The 20,144-nt window shown below is 38.7% G+C and carries 18 protein-coding genes and 1 other annotated feature; of the genes, 10 read left to right on the top strand and 8 right to left on the bottom strand.

The window, feature by feature from the left end:
• Positions 1-19: 19 nt before the first annotated feature.
• Both NYR60_RS05645 and NYR60_RS05640 read left to right on the top strand, forming a co-directional pair.
• Entirely contained in the window at positions 20-2,044 is a 2,025-nt protein-coding gene (locus tag NYR60_RS05645) for a TonB-dependent siderophore receptor (protein ID WP_279466024.1), read from the top strand.
• A 65-nt stretch (positions 2,045-2,109) separates the two neighbouring features.
• Positions 2,110-2,427, top strand: coding sequence for a DUF2322 family protein (locus NYR60_RS05640; protein ID WP_279466023.1), 318 nt, complete (start codon positions 2,110-2,112; stop codon positions 2,425-2,427).
• Positions 2,428-2,517: 90 nt separating this feature from the next.
• On the opposite strand, the gene NYR60_RS05635 is transcribed toward NYR60_RS05640, so the two are convergent.
• Positions 2,518-3,375 carry a phosphoribosylaminoimidazolesuccinocarboxamide synthase gene (locus NYR60_RS05635; protein ID WP_279466021.1) on the bottom strand — a complete coding sequence of 286 codons (858 nt, stop codon included), beginning with the start codon at positions 3,373-3,375 and terminating at the stop codon, positions 2,518-2,520.
• A 191-nt stretch (positions 3,376-3,566) separates the two neighbouring features.
• Positions 3,567-3,710 (top strand) — a sequence feature (His leader region).
• Positions 3,711-3,745: 35 nt separating this feature from the next.
• Between NYR60_RS05635 and hisG the strand changes: the two genes are divergently transcribed.
• Complete coding sequence (gene hisG, locus NYR60_RS05630) at positions 3,746-4,645, top strand: ATP phosphoribosyltransferase (protein ID WP_279466019.1); 900 nt, start codon at positions 3,746-3,748, stop codon at positions 4,643-4,645.
• Between the two features lie 44 nt (positions 4,646-4,689).
• Here the strand turns inward: hisG and NYR60_RS05625 are convergent, their stop codons facing one another.
• The 3 genes from NYR60_RS05625 to NYR60_RS05615 form a co-directional block, all read right to left on the bottom strand.
• Positions 4,690-4,953 carry a GrxA family glutaredoxin gene (locus NYR60_RS05625; RefSeq protein WP_005595677.1) on the bottom strand — a complete coding sequence of 88 codons (264 nt, stop codon included), beginning with the start codon at positions 4,951-4,953 and terminating at the stop codon, positions 4,690-4,692.
• A 161-nt stretch (positions 4,954-5,114) separates the two neighbouring features.
• Entirely contained in the window at positions 5,115-6,962 is a 1,848-nt protein-coding gene (typA, locus tag NYR60_RS05620; RefSeq protein WP_279466017.1) for a translational GTPase TypA, read from the bottom strand.
• Between the two features lie 192 nt (positions 6,963-7,154).
• A complete protein-coding gene (locus NYR60_RS05615) occupies positions 7,155-7,850 on the bottom strand; it encodes a YggS family pyridoxal phosphate-dependent enzyme (RefSeq protein WP_279466015.1) in 696 nt (231 codons plus the stop codon).
• Between the two features lie 54 nt (positions 7,851-7,904).
• Between NYR60_RS05615 and NYR60_RS05610 the strand changes: the two genes are divergently transcribed.
• Complete coding sequence (locus NYR60_RS05610; RefSeq protein ID WP_279466014.1) at positions 7,905-8,441, top strand: KdsC family phosphatase; 537 nt, start codon at positions 7,905-7,907, stop codon at positions 8,439-8,441.
• A 78-nt stretch (positions 8,442-8,519) separates the two neighbouring features.
• On the opposite strand, the gene NYR60_RS05605 is transcribed toward NYR60_RS05610, so the two are convergent.
• From NYR60_RS05605 to nadR, 4 genes are all read right to left on the bottom strand, one after another.
• Complete coding sequence (locus NYR60_RS05605) at positions 8,520-9,038, bottom strand: porin family protein (RefSeq protein WP_279466013.1); 519 nt, start codon at positions 9,036-9,038, stop codon at positions 8,520-8,522.
• 47 nt (positions 9,039-9,085) lie between these two features.
• Positions 9,086-9,802 carry a two-component system response regulator ArcA gene (gene arcA / locus NYR60_RS05600; protein WP_279445256.1) on the bottom strand — a complete coding sequence of 239 codons (717 nt, stop codon included), beginning with the start codon at positions 9,800-9,802 and terminating at the stop codon, positions 9,086-9,088.
• Between the two features lie 189 nt (positions 9,803-9,991).
• Complete coding sequence (locus NYR60_RS05595; protein WP_279466012.1) at positions 9,992-10,681, bottom strand: metallophosphoesterase family protein; 690 nt, start codon at positions 10,679-10,681, stop codon at positions 9,992-9,994.
• Positions 10,678-11,958, bottom strand: coding sequence for a multifunctional transcriptional regulator/nicotinamide-nucleotide adenylyltransferase/ribosylnicotinamide kinase NadR (nadR, locus tag NYR60_RS05590; RefSeq protein WP_279466010.1), 1,281 nt, complete (start codon positions 11,956-11,958; stop codon positions 10,678-10,680). The genes NYR60_RS05595 and nadR overlap by 4 nt, the downstream gene beginning before the upstream one ends.
• 305 nt (positions 11,959-12,263) lie before the next feature.
• Between nadR and ribF the strand changes: the two genes are divergently transcribed.
• The 6 genes from ribF to rlmB all read left to right on the top strand — a co-directional run bounded on the left by ribF (position 12,264) and on the right by rlmB (position 20,123).
• Positions 12,264-13,223, top strand: coding sequence for a bifunctional riboflavin kinase/FAD synthetase (gene ribF, locus NYR60_RS05585; protein ID WP_279466008.1), 960 nt, complete (start codon positions 12,264-12,266; stop codon positions 13,221-13,223).
• 60 nt (positions 13,224-13,283) lie between these two features.
• A complete protein-coding gene (gene ileS / locus NYR60_RS05580) occupies positions 13,284-16,100 on the top strand; it encodes an isoleucine--tRNA ligase (RefSeq protein WP_279466007.1) in 2,817 nt (938 codons plus the stop codon).
• Positions 16,101-16,176: 76 nt separating this feature from the next.
• Positions 16,177-16,851: a hypothetical protein gene (locus NYR60_RS05575; protein WP_279466003.1), complete on the top strand. Its 675-nt coding sequence runs from the start codon at positions 16,177-16,179 to the stop codon at positions 16,849-16,851.
• 62 nt (positions 16,852-16,913) lie between these two features.
• Positions 16,914-17,588, top strand: coding sequence for a hypothetical protein (locus NYR60_RS05570; protein ID WP_279466001.1), 675 nt, complete (start codon positions 16,914-16,916; stop codon positions 17,586-17,588).
• A gap of 329 nt (positions 17,589-17,917) precedes the next feature.
• A complete protein-coding gene (gene pssA, locus NYR60_RS05565; RefSeq protein ID WP_279465999.1) occupies positions 17,918-19,282 on the top strand; it encodes a CDP-diacylglycerol--serine O-phosphatidyltransferase in 1,365 nt (454 codons plus the stop codon).
• A 97-nt stretch (positions 19,283-19,379) separates the two neighbouring features.
• Positions 19,380-20,123 carry a 23S rRNA (guanosine(2251)-2'-O)-methyltransferase RlmB gene (gene rlmB / locus NYR60_RS05560; RefSeq protein ID WP_279465998.1) on the top strand — a complete coding sequence of 248 codons (744 nt, stop codon included), beginning with the start codon at positions 19,380-19,382 and terminating at the stop codon, positions 20,121-20,123.
• The last annotated feature ends 21 nt before the right edge of the window (positions 20,124-20,144 follow it).

Here is a 20,144-nt window from a genome sequence, read left to right as displayed (position 1 = left end):
ACACTTTAGGGTGAATAAAATGAAAAAAACGTTTTTCTATTCAACAGTCGCTTCGGCAGTTGCCTTAGCTATCTCACCGGCAATCGCGCAAGAAACCGCTGTATTGGATGAGGTGTCGGTGGTCGGCTCTGTTTCTAAAGCAGGTAAGGTGGAATATATGACACCTAAATCGGTTAATGTGATTAATGATGCACAAATTGCAGATGAAAATGCACAAAAAGTGGATCAGGCTTTACGCTATGAAGCAGGTATTGTGACAGAGCCTTATGGTGGAGATAATGATACGGATTGGTTTAAGATTCGTGGTTTTGATGCTTCTATGACGTTAGACGGTACCGCATTAGGGAAAAATGGTTTCTTTGTATGGTTACCAAATACTTACGGTTTAGAAAGTATTGAAGTAGTAAAAGGTGCAGATTCTTTTACTTATGGTGCTGTGGAAACAGGCGGTTTAGTGAATTTAGTCAGTAAACGACCAAGCAAGGAACCTAAAGGCGAAATAAAACTGACGGGCGGTAATAAAGATGAGCGTGGAGTAAGTTTTGATGTGAGCAACCAGTTCGCGGACAATCTACGTTATCGAGTAGTCGGAGATTATAATAAACGCCATGGACAGTTAAATGGAACATGGTTAGAAAGTTATTATTTTGCACCTAGCCTAACTTGGGATATTTCCAATACGGCAGCATTAACGTTATTAGCGAGTGTACAAAAAGATGTCGGAGTGCCGGTTAATCCGTTTTTACCGGCTTACGGGTCATTAATTCCAACTCCAAACGGCACAATTTCGCATGGTGTGAATTTGGGAGAGCCTAGCCAAGATTATACGGATCGTAGCCAATATTCTTTAGGGTATGAGTATACGAATAAATTTTCAGAAGGTTGGCAATTTACTCAGAATTATCGTTTTAGCCGTCTGAATATTGATCAGTACAATACTTTTGCATGGAGTTCCGATCAAGTCGCAAATGCTTCTCGTGGCTATGCTTATACAGTCGGTCATACCAATAATCATACATTTGATAATCGGATCAGTAAGAATTGGAACATAGGCGAATTTGATAACACAACAACAGTTGGCGTAGATTATCAACACTCAGAAACCAAAGGGATCAATGAGGGGTTCGGTCAGACGGTTAATTCCATCAATATGTTCAACCCTATTTATGGACAAACACCTTATAACCCAATAGGGAAATCTTATAATCTCAAAACTATTCAGCTAGGTTTATACGCACAGAATCAATTACGTTATAAAAATTGGTTATGGAATGTGTCTGCTCGCAATGACGATGTACGTGCAAATTCAGAATCAAATGGCGCAATCACCGGTTACAACGTAAGTCATAATAGTTATTCAACCGGTTTAATGTATCAATTTGATAATGGTTTAGCACCTTACGCAAATTATTCGGAATCATTCCGAGCAGTGTCGGGTAATGATGACTATGGACGTGCTTATAAACCATTTGAAGGCAAACAGTACGAAGTCGGTTTTAAATATTTACCAAGTTTTATCAATGGCACATTCTCTTTAGCATGGTTTGATCTTGAGGAGAAGAATACATTGATTGCAGATCCAAGCAATATTTCGGTTCAAGCGGGTAAACAAAAAAGCCATGGCGTAGAACTTCAAGCAAATTTAGGATTTACGGATAACTTATCCGGTCAATTCGCTTATACCTATACAAAAGCAAAAACCGATCTCTCCGTTTCGCAAAGTATCCGTTCGGCACTGATTCCTCGACATGCTTATGCGGCAAAATTAAATTACCGTTTTGCTGATAATGTGCTAAATGGTTTAACTGTTGGTGCAGGTATACGCTATGTAGGCTCAACTACTGATGAACAATACTATAAAGGTTATAAAATAGGTCACTACACACTTGCAGATTTATCGGCTAAATATGAATTTGCGAAAAACTGGGTGGCACAAGTTAATGTGGATAATCTGTTTAATAAGAAATACTTAGCAAGTTGTAGTTTCTATTGTTATTACGGAGAAGGACGTAAAGTTACAGCGAACTTAACCTACAAATTCTAATTTGCAAAACCTATCAAAAGAGCTGATAATCTCAGCTCTTTTTATCATAATCATAAGGAAACAATATGCAATTTAAAGACTATTTAGCCACCTTTTCAGCGGTTGATCATCTTGCCGGTTTAAATGTGCGTAATGCACAAGGGGAAGTGATTCATCATATTCCAGCTGTGGAAGGCAAATTGGGTTCACTTAAACTTTACAACGCCTTAGCGGAAAAATTTGACGGAAAATTAACCGCTTCAGCAGCACAGCAAGGCATTGAGTGGTTTGCCGAACACGTGGAAGATGCAAAACAAAATGCCGGTAAACACCCGAATATCGACTTATTATTTAAAGTCATTAACGAAGATTTAGTATTAACGCTTGAACCTGTCGCTAAGTAATTAGTGTGAAGTAACTCGTAAACAACAAGCGGTCGGAATTTGCAAAAATTTTGCAGAATTCGACCGCTTGCTTTTAGGGAAAAGCGAAAATTATTTGGTTAATAAATCTAACGCTTCTTGGTATTTCGCCACGGTTTTTTCAATTACGTCCGCTGGTACTTTTGGTGCCGGAGCTTGTTTATTCCAACCGCTGTTTTCCAGCCAATCACGCACAAATTGCTTATCGAATGACGGCGGATTCGTACCTTCTTGATAAGTCTCTACTGACCAGAAACGGCTTGAATCAGGGGTTAAAACCTCGTCCATTAACGTTAGTGTACCATTCTCATCTAAACCGAATTCAAATTTGGTATCGCAAATAATAATGCCTTTAGTAAGAGCATATTCTGCTGCTTCAGTATAAAGTGCAATTGCTGCATCACGTACTTTTGCCGCTAATTCCCCACCGATTTGGCGTTCACATTCTTCATATGAAATATTAATATCGTGATCGCCCACTTCCGCTTTGCTTGACGGGGTGAAAATTGGTTGTGGCAATTTGCTTGCTTCTACCAAACCTTCTGGTAATTTTAAGCCACAAATCGTGCCGGTTTGCTTATAGTCTTTTAAACCTGAACCGGTTAAATAACCACGCACAATCGATTCTATTTTTACCGGTGTTAAGCGTTTACAAACCACGGCACGATGTTGGATCGCTTCCGCTTCTTCTTTCGGTAAGACATCAAAAACAGAATCGCCGGTAAAATGATTCGGCATAATATGGGCTAATTTTTGGAACCAGAAATTAGAAATTTGAGTGAGGATCTCGCCTTTACGAGGAATCGGATCATCTAAGATCACATCAAATGCGGATAAACGGTCGGTGGCTACCATTAACATACGTTTATCATCAATTTCATAAAGATCACGTACTTTACCGGAGTAAATTTTTTTGAGGCTAATTTGCATAGTGAAAAATTCCTGTAGAAGAAAAACTGAGATGGATTATACTCGTTTACGCAAACGATTGCGAATTTATTCTAAATGAGTAAACATTTGTGCAAAAAACAGCTTGCAATCTATAAATTTTGAGCGTATTTTAAAAAGTAATTTAAGCAATTTTATATTGAGAATCTTATTATGAACTTTATCCGTACTCATCATCACCATCATTCAACCTGATATCTTTCGGGCATTTGAGTGTGGTCGGAAGATATAAATCTTCTGAGTACGTATAAATCGCAATCGCATACAGCAGCAAAATACATAACCCCTCGGAAGGCAACTTCCGAGGGGTTTTTTTATATCTGAAATTTAAACACAACATAGGAACTAACAAATGACAACGACAAACCGTTTACGTATTGCCCTACAAAAGAAAGGGCGTTTAAGCAAAGATTGCAACGAATTACTCAAACAATGCGGGGTAAAAATTAACTGGAACGAACAGCGTTTAATTGCTTATGCGGAAAATATGCCGATTGAAATTTTACGTGTGCGTGATGATGATATTCCGGGTTTAGTATTTGAGGGGGTAGTGGATCTTGGTGTGGTTGGGGAAAATGTACTGGAAGAAGAGGAACTTGGTCGTCTTGCCCGAGGTGAGCAAATCGAATATAAAAAATTACGCACCTTGGATTTTGGCGGTTGCCGTTTGTCGTTAGCGATTGATCGTGACCGCACTTATCACGGTGTACAAGACTTCGTTAATTCACGTATTGCCACCAGCTATCCGAACTTACTCAAACGCTATATGAACGAAAAGGGCGTAGCGTTTAAAAGCACCTTACTTAACGGTTCCGTCGAAGTTGCACCCTCTGCGGGTTTAGCCGATGCGATTTGCGATTTGGTTTCATCTGGTGCAACCTTGGAAGCAAACGGCTTAAAAGAAGTAGAAGTGATTTATCAATCCAAAGCCTGCCTGATTCAACGTGCTGAACCGCTTTTAGACGAAAAACAAGCATTAGTCGATCGCTTACTCACCCGTATTCAAGGAATACAACAAGCGGCAGAAAGTAAATACATTATGTTGCACGCACCAAAAGATAAACTCAAAGAAATTACTGCTCTTTTACCCGGTGTGGAAAATCCAACTATTCTCCCGCTTGCCAATGATTCTGCACGAGTAGCTATGCACGTGGTCAGCCAAGAAAACCTGTTTTGGGAAACGATGGAACAACTGAAAGAAATGGGCGCAAGTTCGGTATTAGTGTTACCGATTGAGAAAATGTTAGCGTAAAAAGAAAGGCGACATCTGTCGCCTATATTTATGAGATTGGGAAATTAAACCTCAATACCAAATTTTTCTTTTACTAATGCTTGGAAATCAGTACAGCCACCCACGTGGACGTTATCTAAGAAAATTTGTGGCACAGTCGCAACTGGTTTACCGACACGTGGTTCTAAATCTTCTTTTGAAATGCCTTCAGCGATCATATCAATAAATTTAAAATCGAAATCAGCTAATTCGCCTTTCATTTTTTCGGCTAATGCTTTCGCACGTGTGCAGTATGGGCAAGTCATACGACCATAAATTTCTACGAACATAATTCATTCCTTATAAAAATTAAACGGATTATTCACTGGCAAATGCCAGTTTGAATAGGCTAGTAAGCGGTCAAATTCTATCAGTTTTTTGTAAAAAATCCTAAAAAAACGCCCGCTTGCTAGCTAAGCACAACGGGCATTGATTAGGTTAAATTAATAAACTATTTTGTGCTGGTACTTGTTGTCGTACGGCTTGCACGTTTACGATCATTTTCGGTTAATAAACGTTTACGTACACGAATTGATTGTGGTGTTACTTCTACTAACTCATCATCATCAATAAATTCTAATGCCTGTTCTAACGTCATTTTCACCGGTGTAGTTAACACAATTGCATCATCTTTACCTGATGCACGCATATTGGTTAATTTTTTACCTTGTAAACAGTTTACGGTTAAGTCGTTTGAGCGGCTGTGAATACCGATAATTTGACCTTCATAAACATCTACACCGTGATCAATCATTAATTTACCACGTTCTTGTAAACCGAATAAGGCGTAAGCAAGCGCTTTACCGGTTGCATTAGAAATTAACACACCGTTTTTACGTTGGCCGATTTCACCCAGTTTTACATCATCATAATGGCTGAAGCTTGAGTAAAGTAAGCCGGTGCCAGAAGTCATTGTCATAAATTCGTTACGGAAACCGATTAAACCACGGCTTGGGATCACATATTCTAAACGTGTACGACCTTTACCGTCCGGAATCATATCTTTCACTTCACCTTTACGGATACCTAATGCTTCCATTACCGCACCTTGGTGTTGCTCTTCGATATCGATGGTCACTTGCTCAAACGGCTCTTGTTTTTTACCGTTTTCTTCTTTATAGATTACTTTCGGACGTGATACTGCTAATTCGTAACCTTCACGGCGCATATTTTCAATTAATACCGATAAGTGTAACTCACCACGGCCAGATACACGGAACTCATCCGGGTTTGGTGTTTCTTCTACACGTAATGCTACGTTGTGTACCAATTCTTTGTTTAAACGCTCAAGGATTTGGCGTGATGTAACAAATTTACCTTCCTGACCACAGAATGGAGATGTGTTTACACAGAAGAACATCGTTACGGTCGGTTCATCAACGGTTAACGCCGGTAGTGCTTCTACGTTGTTAATATCACAAATCGTATCTGAAATATTTAATTCGCCTAAACCCGTGATTGCGATGATATCGCCGGCAAATGCTTCAGTCGCTTCATAACGTTGTAAACCTAAGTGGCCTAATACTTGACCCACTTTACCATTACGAGTTTTGCCCTCAGAATCGATCACAGTAACTGTTTGGTTTGGTTTGATTGAACCACGTTTGATACGGCCGATACCGATTACTCCTACATAGTTATTGTAATCTAATTGTGAAATTTGCATTTGGAATGGTGCATCTAATTCCACTTTTGGCGGCTCAACGTGATCAACGATTGCTTGGAATAACGGGGTCATATCTTCCGCAAGATCTTCGTGTTCTAAACCTGCAACACCCATTAATGCCGATGCGTAAATAATTGGGAAATCTAATTGCTCGTCAGTTGCACCTAAGTTGACGAATAAATCGAATACTTGGTCTACCACCCAGTCAGGACGTGCACCCGGACGGTCAACTTTATTGATAACTACAATCGGTTTTAAACCGTGTGCAAATGCTTTTTGGGTTACGAAACGAGTTTGCGGCATTGGACCGTCAAACGCATCTACTACTAATAATACCGAGTCAACCATTGAAAGTACACGTTCTACTTCACCACCGAAGTCCGCGTGTCCTGGCGTATCTACGATATTGATACGGTAATCGTTCCAGTTAATTGCTGTATTTTTTGCAAGAATGGTAATACCACGTTCTTTTTCAAGATCGTTTGAGTCCATTACACGCTCGTCTGCATCGCCACGTGTTTCACCTAATGTGCCTGATTGTTGTAAAAGTTTATCTACAAGTGTTGTTTTACCGTGGTCAACGTGCGCGATAATTGCGATATTACGCAATTTATTGATATCTAAATTTTGCATTGAAATGTCTTTATTGAGTTGAATATAGGGTACGTTTACACGCACCGTGGAAATCTTTATAGAGGGGAATCGCCCCTGCTTATTGTGATCTAGTGTGATCAAGATCACAATTCATCAAGGGGCGAGATTATACAGAAATTTTTATTTATTGGCTATGATTTAAGCGGTCCGATTTACTAAATTTTTTGCAAATTAAGCGTTTTTAGCGGAATAATCCCTCGCACCAAAAATTGCCGTGCCAATACGTACCATCGTTGAACCGCACTCAATTGCACTTTGCATATCATCACTCATTCCCATTGAAAGCGTATCAATGCCTTCAAACTCGGCTTGCAAGCGGTCAAAAAGTTGCTGCATTTTACGTAACGCAATTTTTTGCTGTTCAACTTCACTTTCCGGCTTTGGAATCGCCATCAAACCACGCAAACGTAAATTCGGTAATTGGCTAATCGCTTTTGCTAACTCGTCTAATTCTTCGGGTTGAATACCTGATTTAGACTGTTCGTCACTAATATTAATCTGAATCAGCACATTGAGAGGTGCTTTATTTTCAGGACGTTGAGCATTTAATCTTTCCGCAATTTTTAGACGGTCAACTGTTTGAATCCAATCAAAATTTTCCGCCACTAGACGGGTTTTATTGGACTGTAACGGCCCGATAAAATGCCATTCTAAATTTGGTTGCTGAGCAAAATAAGCAATTTTCTCCACACCTTCCTGCACATAATTTTCACCGAATGCGGTTTGCCCTGCAGAAATCGCTTCTTCAATCGCTTCAACAGGTTTAGTTTTAGAAACTGCCAGTAAACGAATATTATCTCGTCCGCATTGTTGGGAAATTTGCTGAATTTGTTGCTTAATTTCAGATAAATTTTGAGAAATCGACATTTGTAACTCCAAAAACTATAATGAATAAATCATAGCATATTGAGGAACAGAATAATGGATTTAACTAAGATTAAATTAGTGATTACCGATGTGGACGGCGTACTTACCGATGGTGGTATGTATTACACCGCTGAAGGCGAAGTAATGAAACGTTTTCACGTACATGACGGCTTAGGGATGAAAATGCTGCAAACCTGCGGAATCCAAGTTGCGATCTTATCCGGCGGCGATTCGGCATTGTTACGTAAACGTATTGATGTACTTAAAGTACCGCTATTTAAATTAGGTAAAATGGAAAAACGTTCCGCCTGTTTTGAATTGATGCAAGAAGCAGGCGTAACAGCGGAACAAACCGCTTTTATTGGTGACGATACGTTAGATTTACCGGCATTTGAGGTTTGCGGACTAGCAATAGCTACCCGTAATGCACACGGCTATGTAAAAGCAAAAGCGGATTGGGTATTAGAAAAAGCTGGCGGTGAAGGAGCTTTTCGTGAAGTATCTGATCGGATTTTACAAGCACAAGGCTTTGAAGAAATTTATGCTACTGCGGATGGTTTTCTTACCGTAGCTGAAAAAATGGCACAATAAAGAATGAATAAAAAAATAAGCGGTCATTTTTGCCAATTTTTTGCAAGAAACGACCGCTTGTTATAAGGGAATAAATGTTTAGAAGCGGTAACCTACGTTTGCCGTAAATTCATTACCTTTTAATTTATTACCACTTTTCTTCAAGTTGCTACGAGTATATTCCGCACCCACTTCAACATTACTTGATACAGCATATTTAGCACCGGCACCGTAGCCGTAACCACGGAAATTAGCGTCACCTACTTTGCTTTGTGCAACATCAACTTTCACATAAGGAAGTAAGTCTGAACCTACACGGTAACCTTGTTGATAAGCTACGGTATATTTCGTTTTTTGTTTTATATCGCTAAATACTTTAGTGCTACCGGTTTTGACTTTGCCTTGTACCACGCCGACTAAATTGTTGCCGTAATCCATACCGTAATCAACCACTAATGCTGGGCCGGTTGATTGTTTACCTTTAATACCGTTAACTTTATATTTTGCAGTAGTTAAATCTACACCAACACCGACGCCGGTAAATGTATTACCCACCGGTGCGGCAAATGCTGAAGCAGAAAATAATCCTGCTAGTGCTAAAACTGTTAAATTTTTCATAAATATGTACCTTGTTTAGAAAGATTGTCTAAAGACATTTAAAGTGTCTACTCTAATTCGCCACAAAAACGATAACCTTCCCCATGGATTGTCACGATAATTTCCGGCGTATTTGGGTGATCTTCAAAGTGTTTGCGAATACGACGAATTGTCACATCTACAGTACGATCGTGCGGTTTTAATTCACGACCAGTCATTTTGAGTAATAAATCTTCTCGTGTTTGGATTTTACCCGGATTCTCACAAAAATGTAACAATGCTCTAAATTCACTACGAGGTAATTTATTTATCACACCTTCCGGCGTAATTAAGCTACGACTATTTACGTCCAGTTCCCAACCGTTAAAACGATAACTTTCAACTAATGTACTGTCTTTTGTTACCTTTTCTTTTTCATTCATTGTACGGTGTAAGAGATTACGCGCACGAATAGTGAGTTCTCTCGGATTAAACGGCTTGGTAATATAGTCGTCTGCACCGATTTCCAAGCCTAGAATTTTATCGACTTCATTATCACGTCCAGTTAGGAACATTAATGCTACTTTCGTATTTTCACGTAGTTCACGCGCTAACATTAAGCCGTTTTTACCGGGTAAATTAATATCCATTATCACTAAATGAATTTCTTGCTTGGCAAGCACTTCATTCATTTCTACGCCGTCGGTTGCTTCGAAAACCTCATAGCCCTCTGCCTCAAAAATACTTTTGAGTGTATTACGGGTCACAAGTTCATCTTCAACAATCAAGATTTGTGGGTTTTGCATTATATAAAGCCTTCTAATTAATTTTAAAAATCTGTTATTGCATTCTGTTGAATTATTGTTGCAAAGTTGTGGTAATTTTACCTATCTTCTTTATCGCTAGAAAGTGTTAATTCAAGTTTTGTTATATTAGGTCAAATAACTTAATGCACTAAGTTCGGTTGACTTTCTTTACTTTAGAAAGTTCAATCTTTATCGGTCATCTACACCGACGATTAAATAATTACCGTGAATATCGGCCAGACTTCGGAAGCCGATATTAAAAATTTCACAATGTTTATTACGATTAATCAGACGATAATCAAAGTTATCATGGTGATGTCCATGAAAAATCTTTTTAACGCCCATTTTTCTAGCAAGTTGATTAATTACAGCAAATCCTTGCGGATGAGGTCTAGGTGCTTCGTGCGTAATTAAAATATCTGCTTGTAAATTTTCTAATGCTTCTACATCGGACGGAAAAATTGAGGTTCGATGGCGGAGAGGTAAACCACCTCGCCAAATCCGTTCCTGCGGACAGTATTGGCAGTAATGAATCGGATCAAAAAACATCGGACGATTTGGCGGCATCCAAATATGTCCTCTGAATACTCCACCTAATCCGGCAATTTTTACTCCCTGAATATCAACCGCTTTACCGTGCAAACTACGTGTTTTCCATTCGCTATTCCAAATAGCATCAAAAGCAGCAACCGTTTTGCTGTCATGGTTACCGTGAATAAACCAAATATCACAATATTGGGAAAGTTTATCCAAGGTATTGGGAGTCGTTAATTGAAGATCGCCTAAAATAACTAAAGCAATCTGTTCGCCTTGATATTCCCTTAATACCGGATAAAGATGCTCGTAACTCCCATGGGGATCACCCGCAAAAAGGATCATTCTTTCTCTTCCACTGTATGATTATATTGCTTAAATTGTAATGGGATTTCTTCTTCTTTTAAAATCGCTTCAACGACTTCTTTCGTTTGGTTATAACGATCTAAATAACTTGGCGATTCGATTTCAATATAAGGCACATGGTATTTTTCTAGCAATTTTTTTAAAAGTTGCTGGAAACGCTGGCGTTGTTTTAAAGAACCTAAACTACGTAATCCGTCATCCACCCATTTTGTGTTATTTGATAATAAAATCGTCACATCAAATGGGTATTCCTTGATCATTGAATCCAAAAACGGATGTGATTTTCCTTCATATTGGATACAAAATGCTTGGGTCGTAATATAATCGGTATCAATCAATGCAACTTTATGTGCATGTTTCATCGCATAATCCACATAACGTTGGTGGCCAAGTGCCATTCTAGGATAATCTGAATACTGCATTGCCTGCTCATTACCACCAAGCTGTTCAAATACAAATTCTCGTCCATATTCCCAAGCAGAGGTGGTATTAAATACATTCGCTAATTTGCTGACCAATACGGACTTACCGCTACTTTCTCCGCCTAAAATCGCAATCGTTTTTACAAAGAACGGACGAACTTCTTTCGGGATAAATCGCCAATATTGGAATGGATTATTACGAATACGTGTTGCTGAAACATCAAATAATTCACGTTTCGGATCAACTAAATGCACTTCTAAATTCAAGTATTTTTCGTAAGGTTCTTTATCTTGAATCTCGCTACTAAAAACGGCAGTCGGACGAATATTTTTTTCATTAAACAATTCTTTGACTCTATCTGCCCATGCCTGCCAACCGTTTGGATAGCTAGGAATTCCGTCTTCTTTCAGGTGGTGGATAAAAATTTGCTTTTGTTGATATTTAAAGATTTGTTGCATCCAACGCAGTCGATCTTCATTGGTTGGCATACGTTTCATTTTACTGTCTTTAAATAATTGCAGATCTCGATCTGAATCCGTACAAACGACGACATGTAAAATATCGACTTTACTAAATGCTTCATAGATCATATTAATATGACCAGTATGTACAGGATAAAATTTACCGAAAATTATCCCGACTCGTTGATTCATATCTTCAATAATGTTTAGCACTTGATGTAATGATTTTAATTTGTTCGCACTCGGATTTTTAATTTTGCCACTGACTAATTGATTAAAATAGGCACGTGTTACACCTGCTTGCGTACAAACATCATTTACTTTCATCTTTAATTGTTTACGTTTTTGTTGAAGATAAGCAAAATCCGTCATAATTTTTTCCTCAAAATAATTGTTTATATGATAAAACAAAATGTAGCATTTGGATATGTATTTATCTGAAAAATAGTGTATAGATGCACTATTTTTTGATGTGTTTTTCAGGATTGAGATAGAAAAATTTAGGCTAGCTGAACATTATGTACTTTGATTTGGATGTCTATATTCACGAAAGAACTTGAATTGTTTCACATCTCTCCATTCATCAGCTAAAATCAATCATTTTCAGGTTCATCAGCTTTATATTTTTTGCTGATAGCCGTATAATCATAACAATTTCTTTAAAAAAAGCGGATAAAATGCGACTAATTCGAGGCCTATACAATTTAGAAAATCATTCAACTCTAGCAAAAGGCTGTGTACTGAGTATCGGTAATTTTGACGGCGTGCATTTAGGGCATCAAAATATTCTTGCTCGTTTATGCGATCAGTCGCTTGAGGTCGGATTACCTTCGGTTGTTATGTTGTTTGAGCCACAACCACGAGAATTTTTTGTAAAAAAAACGGAGAATCTGACCACTTCAGCACCGGCTCGCTTAATGCGGCTACGTGATAAACTCAAATATTTAGCGGAAGCCGGTGTTGATTTCGTTCTATGTATTCGTTTTAGTGAAGCTTTTTCTCAATTATCTGCAACTGATTTTATTCGTGAGCTATTAGTAAAACAGTTAAAAGTCCGTTATCTCAGCGTTGGTGATGATTTCCGTTTTGGGGCAAAGCGAGCAGGTGACTTTGAAATGTTGCATAATGCAGGCTTAAAATATCGCTTTGCGGTTGAGGAAAGCCATACACATAGTTTTAAAAATGAGAGAATTAGTAGTTCTTTTATTCGCCAAGCTTTACAAGACAATCAGCTTGCTTTGGTAGAACAATTATTAGGTAGACCTTATTCGATAGCGGGACGTGTAGCGCACGGTAATAAACTCGGTCGAACCATTGGTTTTCCGACTGCAAATATTATGCTTAATCGCTTAGTGATACCGTTACAAGGTGTATTTGCTGTGCAGATTCAAACTAAAAGTGGTAAGTATAACGGTATTGCCAATGTTGGGAATCGCCCGACGATTAACGGTACAAAGCCACTACTTGAAGTACATATTTTGGATTTTAATCGTTCGATTTACGGCGAGTCGATAGAAGTATTCTTTATTCACAAAATCCGTGATGAAGTGAAATTCCCGAGTTTTGAAGCACTTAAGGCACAAATTGAGAAAGATAGGTTACAAGCGGTCGAATTTTTCAAAGAATTTACAAAATAACAAGTAACTTCATACTTAAACCAAAATTCAAACTAAAATTTTATTAACTGGAAAACAAAAATGATTGATTACAAAAACACCTTAAATTTGCCTGAAACAGGCTTTCCTATGCGTGGTGATCTCGCCAAGCGTGAGCCTGATATGTTAAAAAATTGGTATGACAAAAACTTATATCAAAAAGTACGTGAAAGTTCGAAAGGGAAAAAATCTTTCATTCTGCACGATGGCCCTCCGTATGCAAACGGTAATATTCATATTGGTCACGCAGTTAATAAAATTTTAAAAGATATTATTATGAAATCGAAAACCGCTTTAGGTTTCGATACGCCTTACGTTCCGGGTTGGGACTGCCACGGCTTACCAATTGAATTGAAAGTAGAAGGCATTGTCGGTAAACCCAACGAAAAAATCTCGGCAGCGGAATTTCGTCAGGCTTGCCGTGATTATGCGAAAGAGCAAGTCGAAGGACAAAAAGCTGACTTTATGCGTATGGGGATTTTAGGTGACTGGGAAAAACCATACCTTACGATGAACTTTGATACGGAAGCGCACATTATCCGTACTTTAGGTAAAGTGATTGCGAACGGTCACTTATACAAAGGCTCTAAACCGGTTCACTGGTGTTTAGACTGTGGCTCATCATTAGCGGAAGCGGAAGTAGAATACGAAGATAAAGTGTCTCCGTCTATTTATGTGCGTTTTAAAGCAGTTGATACTGCAGCAGTTGAAGCAAAATTTAATGCGGCAGGTAAAGGAAACGGTCAAATTTCTGCGGTAATTTGGACCACAACACCTTGGACATTACCTTCAAATAAAGCGATCTCGATTAATCCTGAATTTGACTATCAATTAGTCCAATTTGGTGATGAACGTGTCATTTTAGTAAAAGATTTAGTAGAAAGCGTGCAAAAAGCAGTTGGAGTAGAATCTATTGAAGTATTAGGTGAAGTAAAAGGCGATGCATTAGAGTTAATGCAATTCCAACACCCATTCTACGATTACAGCGTGCCGTTAATTTTAGGCGATCACGTAACAACTGACGGTGGTACAGGTTTAGTTCACACCGCACCGGATCACGGTCAAGACGACTTTGTCGTATCGAAAAAATACAATATTGAAATGGCAGGCTTAGTGGCAAATGACGGTAAGTTTATCTCAACTACGCCATTCTTTGCTGGCTTAGGTGTGTTTGAATCAAACGAAAAAGTGTTAGAAAAATTAAAAGAAACCGGTGCGTTATTAAAATTAGAACGTATCAAACATAGCTATCCACACTGCTGGCGCCACAAAACGCCAATTATTTTCCGTGCGACGCCGCAATGGTTTATCGGTATGGAAACACAAGGCTTACGTAAACAAGCATTAGGTGAAATTAAATCAGTACGTTGGATCCCAAGTTGGGGTGAAGCGCGTATTGATACCATGGTAGCAAACCGTCCTGACTGGTGTATCTCTCGTCAACGTACTTGGGGTGTCCCAATGACAATGTTTGTTCACAATGAAACCGAAGAGCTACATCCTCGTACACTTGAAATCTTAGAAAGCGTAGTTAAACGTGTAGAAGAAAAAGGTATTCAAGCATGGTGGGATCTTGATCCGGTTGAAGTACTAGGTGAAGAAGATGCGAAAAACTACCGTAAAGTACCGGATACTTTAGATGTATGGTTCGATTCAGGATCTACTTATGCATCCGTAGTAGAAGCTCGTCCTGAGTTCAATGGTAATGGTACGGATATGTATCTTGAAGGTTCAGACCAACACCGTGGTTGGTTTATGTCTTCATTAATGCTTTCAACGGCAACAAACGGCAAAGCACCTTATAAACAAGTGTTAACTCACGGTTTCGTGGTAGATGAAAAAGGTCGTAAAATGTCGAAATCAATCGGCAACGTGATTATGCCTTCAGAAGTGTGGAATAAAAACGGTGCAGACATTTTACGTTTATGGGTGGCATCAACCGACTATACCGGTGAAATCGCCGTTTCACACAATATCTTAAATAGTGCCGGTGAATCTTATCGTCGTATCCGTAATACGGCACGTTTCTTACTTGCAAACTTAAATGGTTTTGATCCAAAACGTGATTTAGTGAAACCAGAAGAAATGATCGCATTAGACCGCTGGGCGGTAAGCTGTGCATTAGACGCACAAAACGATATTAAAGAAGCGTACGATAACTACCAATTCCACGCAGTAGTACAACGTTTAATGCGTTTCTGCTCTATCGAAATGGGGTCATTCTATTTAGATATTATTAAAGACCGTCAATATACAACCAAAGCTGACAGTCTTGCTCGCCGTAGCTGCCAAACAGCGTTATGGCATATCGCAGAAGCATTGGTTCGTTGGATGGCTCCGATTCTATCATTCACAGCTGATGAAATTTGGGGTTACTTACCACAAGTGGAAGGCCGTGCAGAATTTGTCTTTACCGAAGAATTTTACGAAGGCTTATTCGGCTTAACCGAAGCAGATAAATTAGATGATGCCTACTGGCAACAAATCTTAAAAGTACGTGCTGAATCAAACCGTGTATTAGAACAAGCACGTAAAGATAAAGTTATCGGTTCAGGTTTAGAAGCAAAAGTAACCGTTTATGCAAATGATGAAATTCGTGCAATGCTAGAGCAACTTGGCAATGAACTTCGTTTTGTACTGATTACTTCACAAGCAATTATCAAGCCGTTAAGTGAAGCGGATGTTGCAGAAGGTGAAGTCGCCGGTTTAGCAGTGAAAGTCGAACGTGCTGAAGGTGAAAAATGTCCTCGTTGCTGGCACTTTGCAACCGACATCGGCACTCATGCGGAACATAGCTCAGTATGTGGACGTTGCATAGAAAACGTGGCAGGTGAAGGCGAAAAACGCACGTTTGCGTAAAAAATCAAGCGGTGAGATTTTGCAAAAATTTTGTTAAATATCACCGCTTAATTATATGTCTTCTCTAGGAATCTCTATGAAACTTAAACATCTCTTATCCGCTGTTATTTTAGCCTGCAGCACATTGCTATCAGGTTGCTTTAGCCTATTGACAGCAAGCGAAGCGCGAGTAAGCACAAGCCATCACGAAAGCAAAGTGGTTGCTGAAGATAATATTACACAGTTTGGCTTGGTGAAATCCACGAAACAGCTGGTAATGATGGGTGATAAGTATTGGTACTTATTAGACCAAGGCTCATCGAACTATGTGCAAAAACTCATTGATGCGAAACTGCCTAAGGGATTTTCGACATCAGGAGCTGTGTTTCAAATCAAGGACAAACAGGCGCAAACTTGGGAAGGTGAGACGCTCTTAGAGTATAGAACAGACAAGAAGGCGGAAAAACAGAAGCTAAATACATTGGGGTTTGAAGGCTGTTATGACTGCCCAGAAGCGACCTATTTTTTTAAAAGGTTATCGTTTTCTGGCAAATTTTTTGCCAAAACAGAGGGCATTGCGGTAAAAAGCAATCTCAAAACGAAACTGATTATTAAATTTATCGAGTATAAAACCGAAGAGAGAGTAGATGGGGACGGTCTAACGGCAATTGCCTTAATGCCTTTTGCTATCGCAGCCGATATTGTGACTCTGCCGCTGCAATTACTGATATTTGCAACCGTAGATAGTGGCGATATTTTTCATAGTCCATAGTCAGATTTTACAAAAATTTAGTGAATCTGACTGCTTAATTCCATTACTTATACAAGTTTTTTATGAAACTGAAACATCTTTTATCCGCCGCTATGTTAGCCAGCAGCTCATTGTTATCCGGTTGTGGTCTTACTTCGCTTGCATTATATGAATCGCAGTTAACCATACCATCTAGCGAGTATAACGTGTTTAGAGACAATGTGACTCAGTTCGGTATGCTGAAATCCACGAAGCAGTTGGTAATGATGGGTGATAAGTATTGGTACGTATTAGACCAAAAATCATCGGCATATATCCAAAAACTGATGGATACAAAACTATCTGGAGAATTTTCCGTCGATACGGTTGATATTCGCCTAACAAAGGAAAAATCGCAAAATTGGGATGGTTCTACTTACATATACTATAAAGCTACCAAAAAGTCGGAAAAACAAACGTTAAAAGAATTAGGATTTAGTCAGGGCTGTTCTCAAAACAGTACCCATTCAACCGACGTTGTGAGAACCTCCTTAGGATTGAAGGGACAAATATTTGCAAAAACAGAAGATGTTGCAGTCAATGGGAAGTTCAAAACTAAAATCCCTGTAGAAATTACCGAGTTTACATTTGGAGAGAGAGTTGATTGGGGGGGCGTTACAGCGATTGCTGCTGTTCCCTTTGCAATCATAGGGGATATTGTCACACTGCCGTATCAATTACTCTTTTTAGCTTCAGATAGTAGTGATTGGCATAAATAGCCAGATTTTACAAAAATTTAGCGAAATCTGACCACTTGATCTCCCGATTTATTCAGGAATGCTTATGAAGCTGAAGTTGCTTTTATTAGCAGCCGTTTTAGTAAGTAATAGATATTCTTTGGTTACTTATGGTTCATGATTTCCGCTAGTGCGTCGTTGTGGATGTAAAAATGCATAATAGAAATGGAGTATATTATTAAGTACAAGAAGATCTCTCTGTTATAATATCAGGGTTGAAGAAAGAGAAACAAGAGACAATAATTGCCTTTTGGCTTGTATCAGTAAAAAATCCTTTTAGGAAAAGAATAAAATCATAACGGAGCAATAAAATGCTGATTTTAAACAAATCAAACCAAGCTAAAAAATACCTCGAAAGTATCCGCTATCTGCCACAAAATGCGGAACAAGTAGATTTTCTAAGCAGTAGCAGAGCGTTTAAAGACCGTATTTTACAGCTCATTAAAACTGCAAAAAAACGTATTTATTTAACCGCTTTATATTTTGAACAAGATGAAGCGGGGCAAGAAATTTTAGAAGCACTCTATCAAGCAAAATCAGCAAATCCAAGCTTAGAAATTAAAATCTTGGTAGATTGGCATCGTGCACAACGAGGCCGTATAGGTGAAGAAACGACAAGTTCAAATGCAGATTGGTATGCGAAAACCAAGCAACAATATCATTTACCCACTGAGCAGGAAATTCAATTTTGGGGTGTGCCGATTAATCGTAAAGAATTATTCGGCGTATTACATCTAAAAGGCTTTGTATTTGATGATACATTACTCTATAGCGGAGCAAGTATTAATAATGTCTATCTACAACAATTTGAACGTTATCGTTATGACCGTTATCACCTGATTGAAAATAAAGTCTTAACTGATGCAATTATTGATTTCACCAATACGCATATTTTACAAAATGATGCGGTAAATCGTTTAGATGACGAAAACCGTCCGAAAACCAATGAAATTCGGCCGCTTATTAAAGCATTTCGTAAGTATTTATCATCACAGAGCTATGCTTTTAGCGGACAGTCACAAAGCGAGCAGCTAAGTTTATCACCTCTAGTGGGGTTAGGACGTAAAAATAGCTTAAACAAAACCATTGAAGCTTTGTTTTATCAAGTGGAAGATAAATTAACGATCTGTACGCCGTATTTTAATTTTCCTCTTTCACTCTATAAGCGTTTAAATTGGCTTTTAGAACACGGTAAAAAGGCGGAAATTATTGTTGGTGATAAAACCGCTAATGATTTTTATACCCCACCGGAAGAGAAATTCACAATGGCATCGGCATTACCGTATCTCTACGAGAAAAATTTACGTGCCTTTGCTAAACGTTTTGATCGCTATATCCAAAATGGACAATTAACGGTACGTTTATGGAAACACGGCGATAATAGTTACCACTTAAAAGGGGTATGGATTGATGATCGTTATATCTTATTAACCGGTAATAATCTCAATCCTCGTGCTTGGGCTTTAGATGCTGAGAATGCCGTGTTAATTCATGATCCAAAAGCGGAATTACATCAAAAAGCGGAAGCTGAATTAGCCCAGATTCGTACATATACCACAGAATTAACTCACTATAGCGATTTACAGCAAATAGATGATTATCCAGAAGCGGTACGAAAATTGTTAAAACGTTTTGGACGTGTGAAGTTAGATAAAGTCGTTAAAATGTTGTTATAACAAGAGTTTAATTAGTCACGGATAACACGGATTTACACAGATTTTTTTGAAATGTGTTTTTCTTTGTTATCCGTCTTTTATTTACAAAGGAATAAAAATGAGTGAACAAATTTATGGTATTCACGCAGTAAAAGCATTCTTGGATAATGCTCCGGAACGCCTTATCGAAGTGTTAGTGTTAAAAGGGCGTGAAGATAAGCGTTTAATTCCCTTATTAAATGAGCTACAACGCTTGGGTATTGCCATTCAGCAAGTCAATCGTCAAACATTGGATAACAAAGCACAAGGCGAGGTTCACCAAGGCATTATTGCCAAAGTGGTTCCACAAAAAGAACTGAATGAACACGATCTTGATGTTATCTTGAGTCAAAAGCACAACCCGTTTTTATTAATCTTAGATGGGGTGACGGATCCGCATAACCTTGGTGCTTGTTTACGTACTGCTGATGCGGCTGGTGTAGATGCGGTTATCGTACCAAAAGATAAATCGGCACAACTTACCTCAACCGCTCGTAAAGTGGCTTGTGGTGCGGCGGAAACTGTACCGTTGATTCGTGTCACGAATCTTGCTCGTACAATGCGAGAGCTACAAGAACAACATAATATTTGGATTGTTGGTACAGCGGGTGAAGCGACATCAGGAATTTATGAAGCAAAATTAACAGGCTCAATCGCTCTTGTGATGGGGGCAGAAGGTGACGGTATGCGCCGTTTAACACGTGAACATTGTGATCAGCTGATCAGTATTCCAATGGCTGGTTCAGTATCTTCACTAAATGTATCTGTTGCGACTGGTGTATGTCTATTTGAAATTGTTCGCCAAAAATTAATGGCAGAATAATATTTGAAGATTAGGAAGCAT

Origin of the sequence: Actinobacillus genomosp. 2, from assembly GCF_029773605.1 — a bacterium.
GTDB lineage: Bacteria > Pseudomonadota > Gammaproteobacteria > Enterobacterales > Pasteurellaceae > Actinobacillus.
Note: the sequence above shows the minus strand (reverse complement) of the source record. Positions and strands in the feature narration are given on the sequence as shown.

Excerpts from the sequence above, each read along its gene's own strand:
- pssA (WP_279465999.1), top strand. The coding sequence starts at position 17,918 with ATGCTGATTTTAAACAAATCAAACCAAGCTAAAAAATACCTCGAAAGT.
- rlmB (WP_279465998.1), top strand. The coding sequence starts at position 19,380 with ATGAGTGAACAAATTTATGGTATTCACGCAGTAAAAGCATTCTTGGAT.
- NYR60_RS05645 (WP_279466024.1), top strand. The coding sequence starts at position 20 with ATGAAAAAAACGTTTTTCTATTCAACAGTCGCTTCGGCAGTTGCCTTA.
- NYR60_RS05615 (WP_279466015.1), bottom strand. The coding sequence starts at position 7,850 with ATGTCGATTTCTCAAAATTTATCTGAAATTAAGCAACAAATTCAGCAA.
- NYR60_RS05625 (WP_005595677.1), bottom strand. The coding sequence starts at position 4,953 with ATGTTCGTAGAAATTTATGGTCGTATGACTTGCCCATACTGCACACGT.
- nadR (WP_279466010.1), bottom strand. The coding sequence starts at position 11,958 with ATGACGGATTTTGCTTATCTTCAACAAAAACGTAAACAATTAAAGATG.
- NYR60_RS05605 (WP_279466013.1), bottom strand. The coding sequence starts at position 9,038 with ATGAAAAATTTAACAGTTTTAGCACTAGCAGGATTATTTTCTGCTTCA.
- NYR60_RS05575 (WP_279466003.1), top strand. The coding sequence starts at position 16,177 with ATGAAACTTAAACATCTCTTATCCGCTGTTATTTTAGCCTGCAGCACA.
- hisG (WP_279466019.1), top strand. The coding sequence starts at position 3,746 with ATGACAACGACAAACCGTTTACGTATTGCCCTACAAAAGAAAGGGCGT.
- NYR60_RS05635 (WP_279466021.1), bottom strand. The coding sequence starts at position 3,375 with ATGCAAATTAGCCTCAAAAAAATTTACTCCGGTAAAGTACGTGATCTT.
- NYR60_RS05640 (WP_279466023.1), top strand. The coding sequence starts at position 2,110 with ATGCAATTTAAAGACTATTTAGCCACCTTTTCAGCGGTTGATCATCTT.
- NYR60_RS05610 (WP_279466014.1), top strand. The coding sequence starts at position 7,905 with ATGGATTTAACTAAGATTAAATTAGTGATTACCGATGTGGACGGCGTA.
- NYR60_RS05595 (WP_279466012.1), bottom strand. The coding sequence starts at position 10,681 with ATGATCCTTTTTGCGGGTGATCCCCATGGGAGTTACGAGCATCTTTAT.
- typA (WP_279466017.1), bottom strand. The coding sequence starts at position 6,962 with ATGCAAAATTTAGATATCAATAAATTGCGTAATATCGCAATTATCGCG.
- ribF (WP_279466008.1), top strand. The coding sequence starts at position 12,264 with ATGCGACTAATTCGAGGCCTATACAATTTAGAAAATCATTCAACTCTA.
- ileS (WP_279466007.1), top strand. The coding sequence starts at position 13,284 with ATGATTGATTACAAAAACACCTTAAATTTGCCTGAAACAGGCTTTCCT.
- arcA (WP_279445256.1), bottom strand. The coding sequence starts at position 9,802 with ATGCAAAACCCACAAATCTTGATTGTTGAAGATGAACTTGTGACCCGT.
- NYR60_RS05570 (WP_279466001.1), top strand. The coding sequence starts at position 16,914 with ATGAAACTGAAACATCTTTTATCCGCCGCTATGTTAGCCAGCAGCTCA.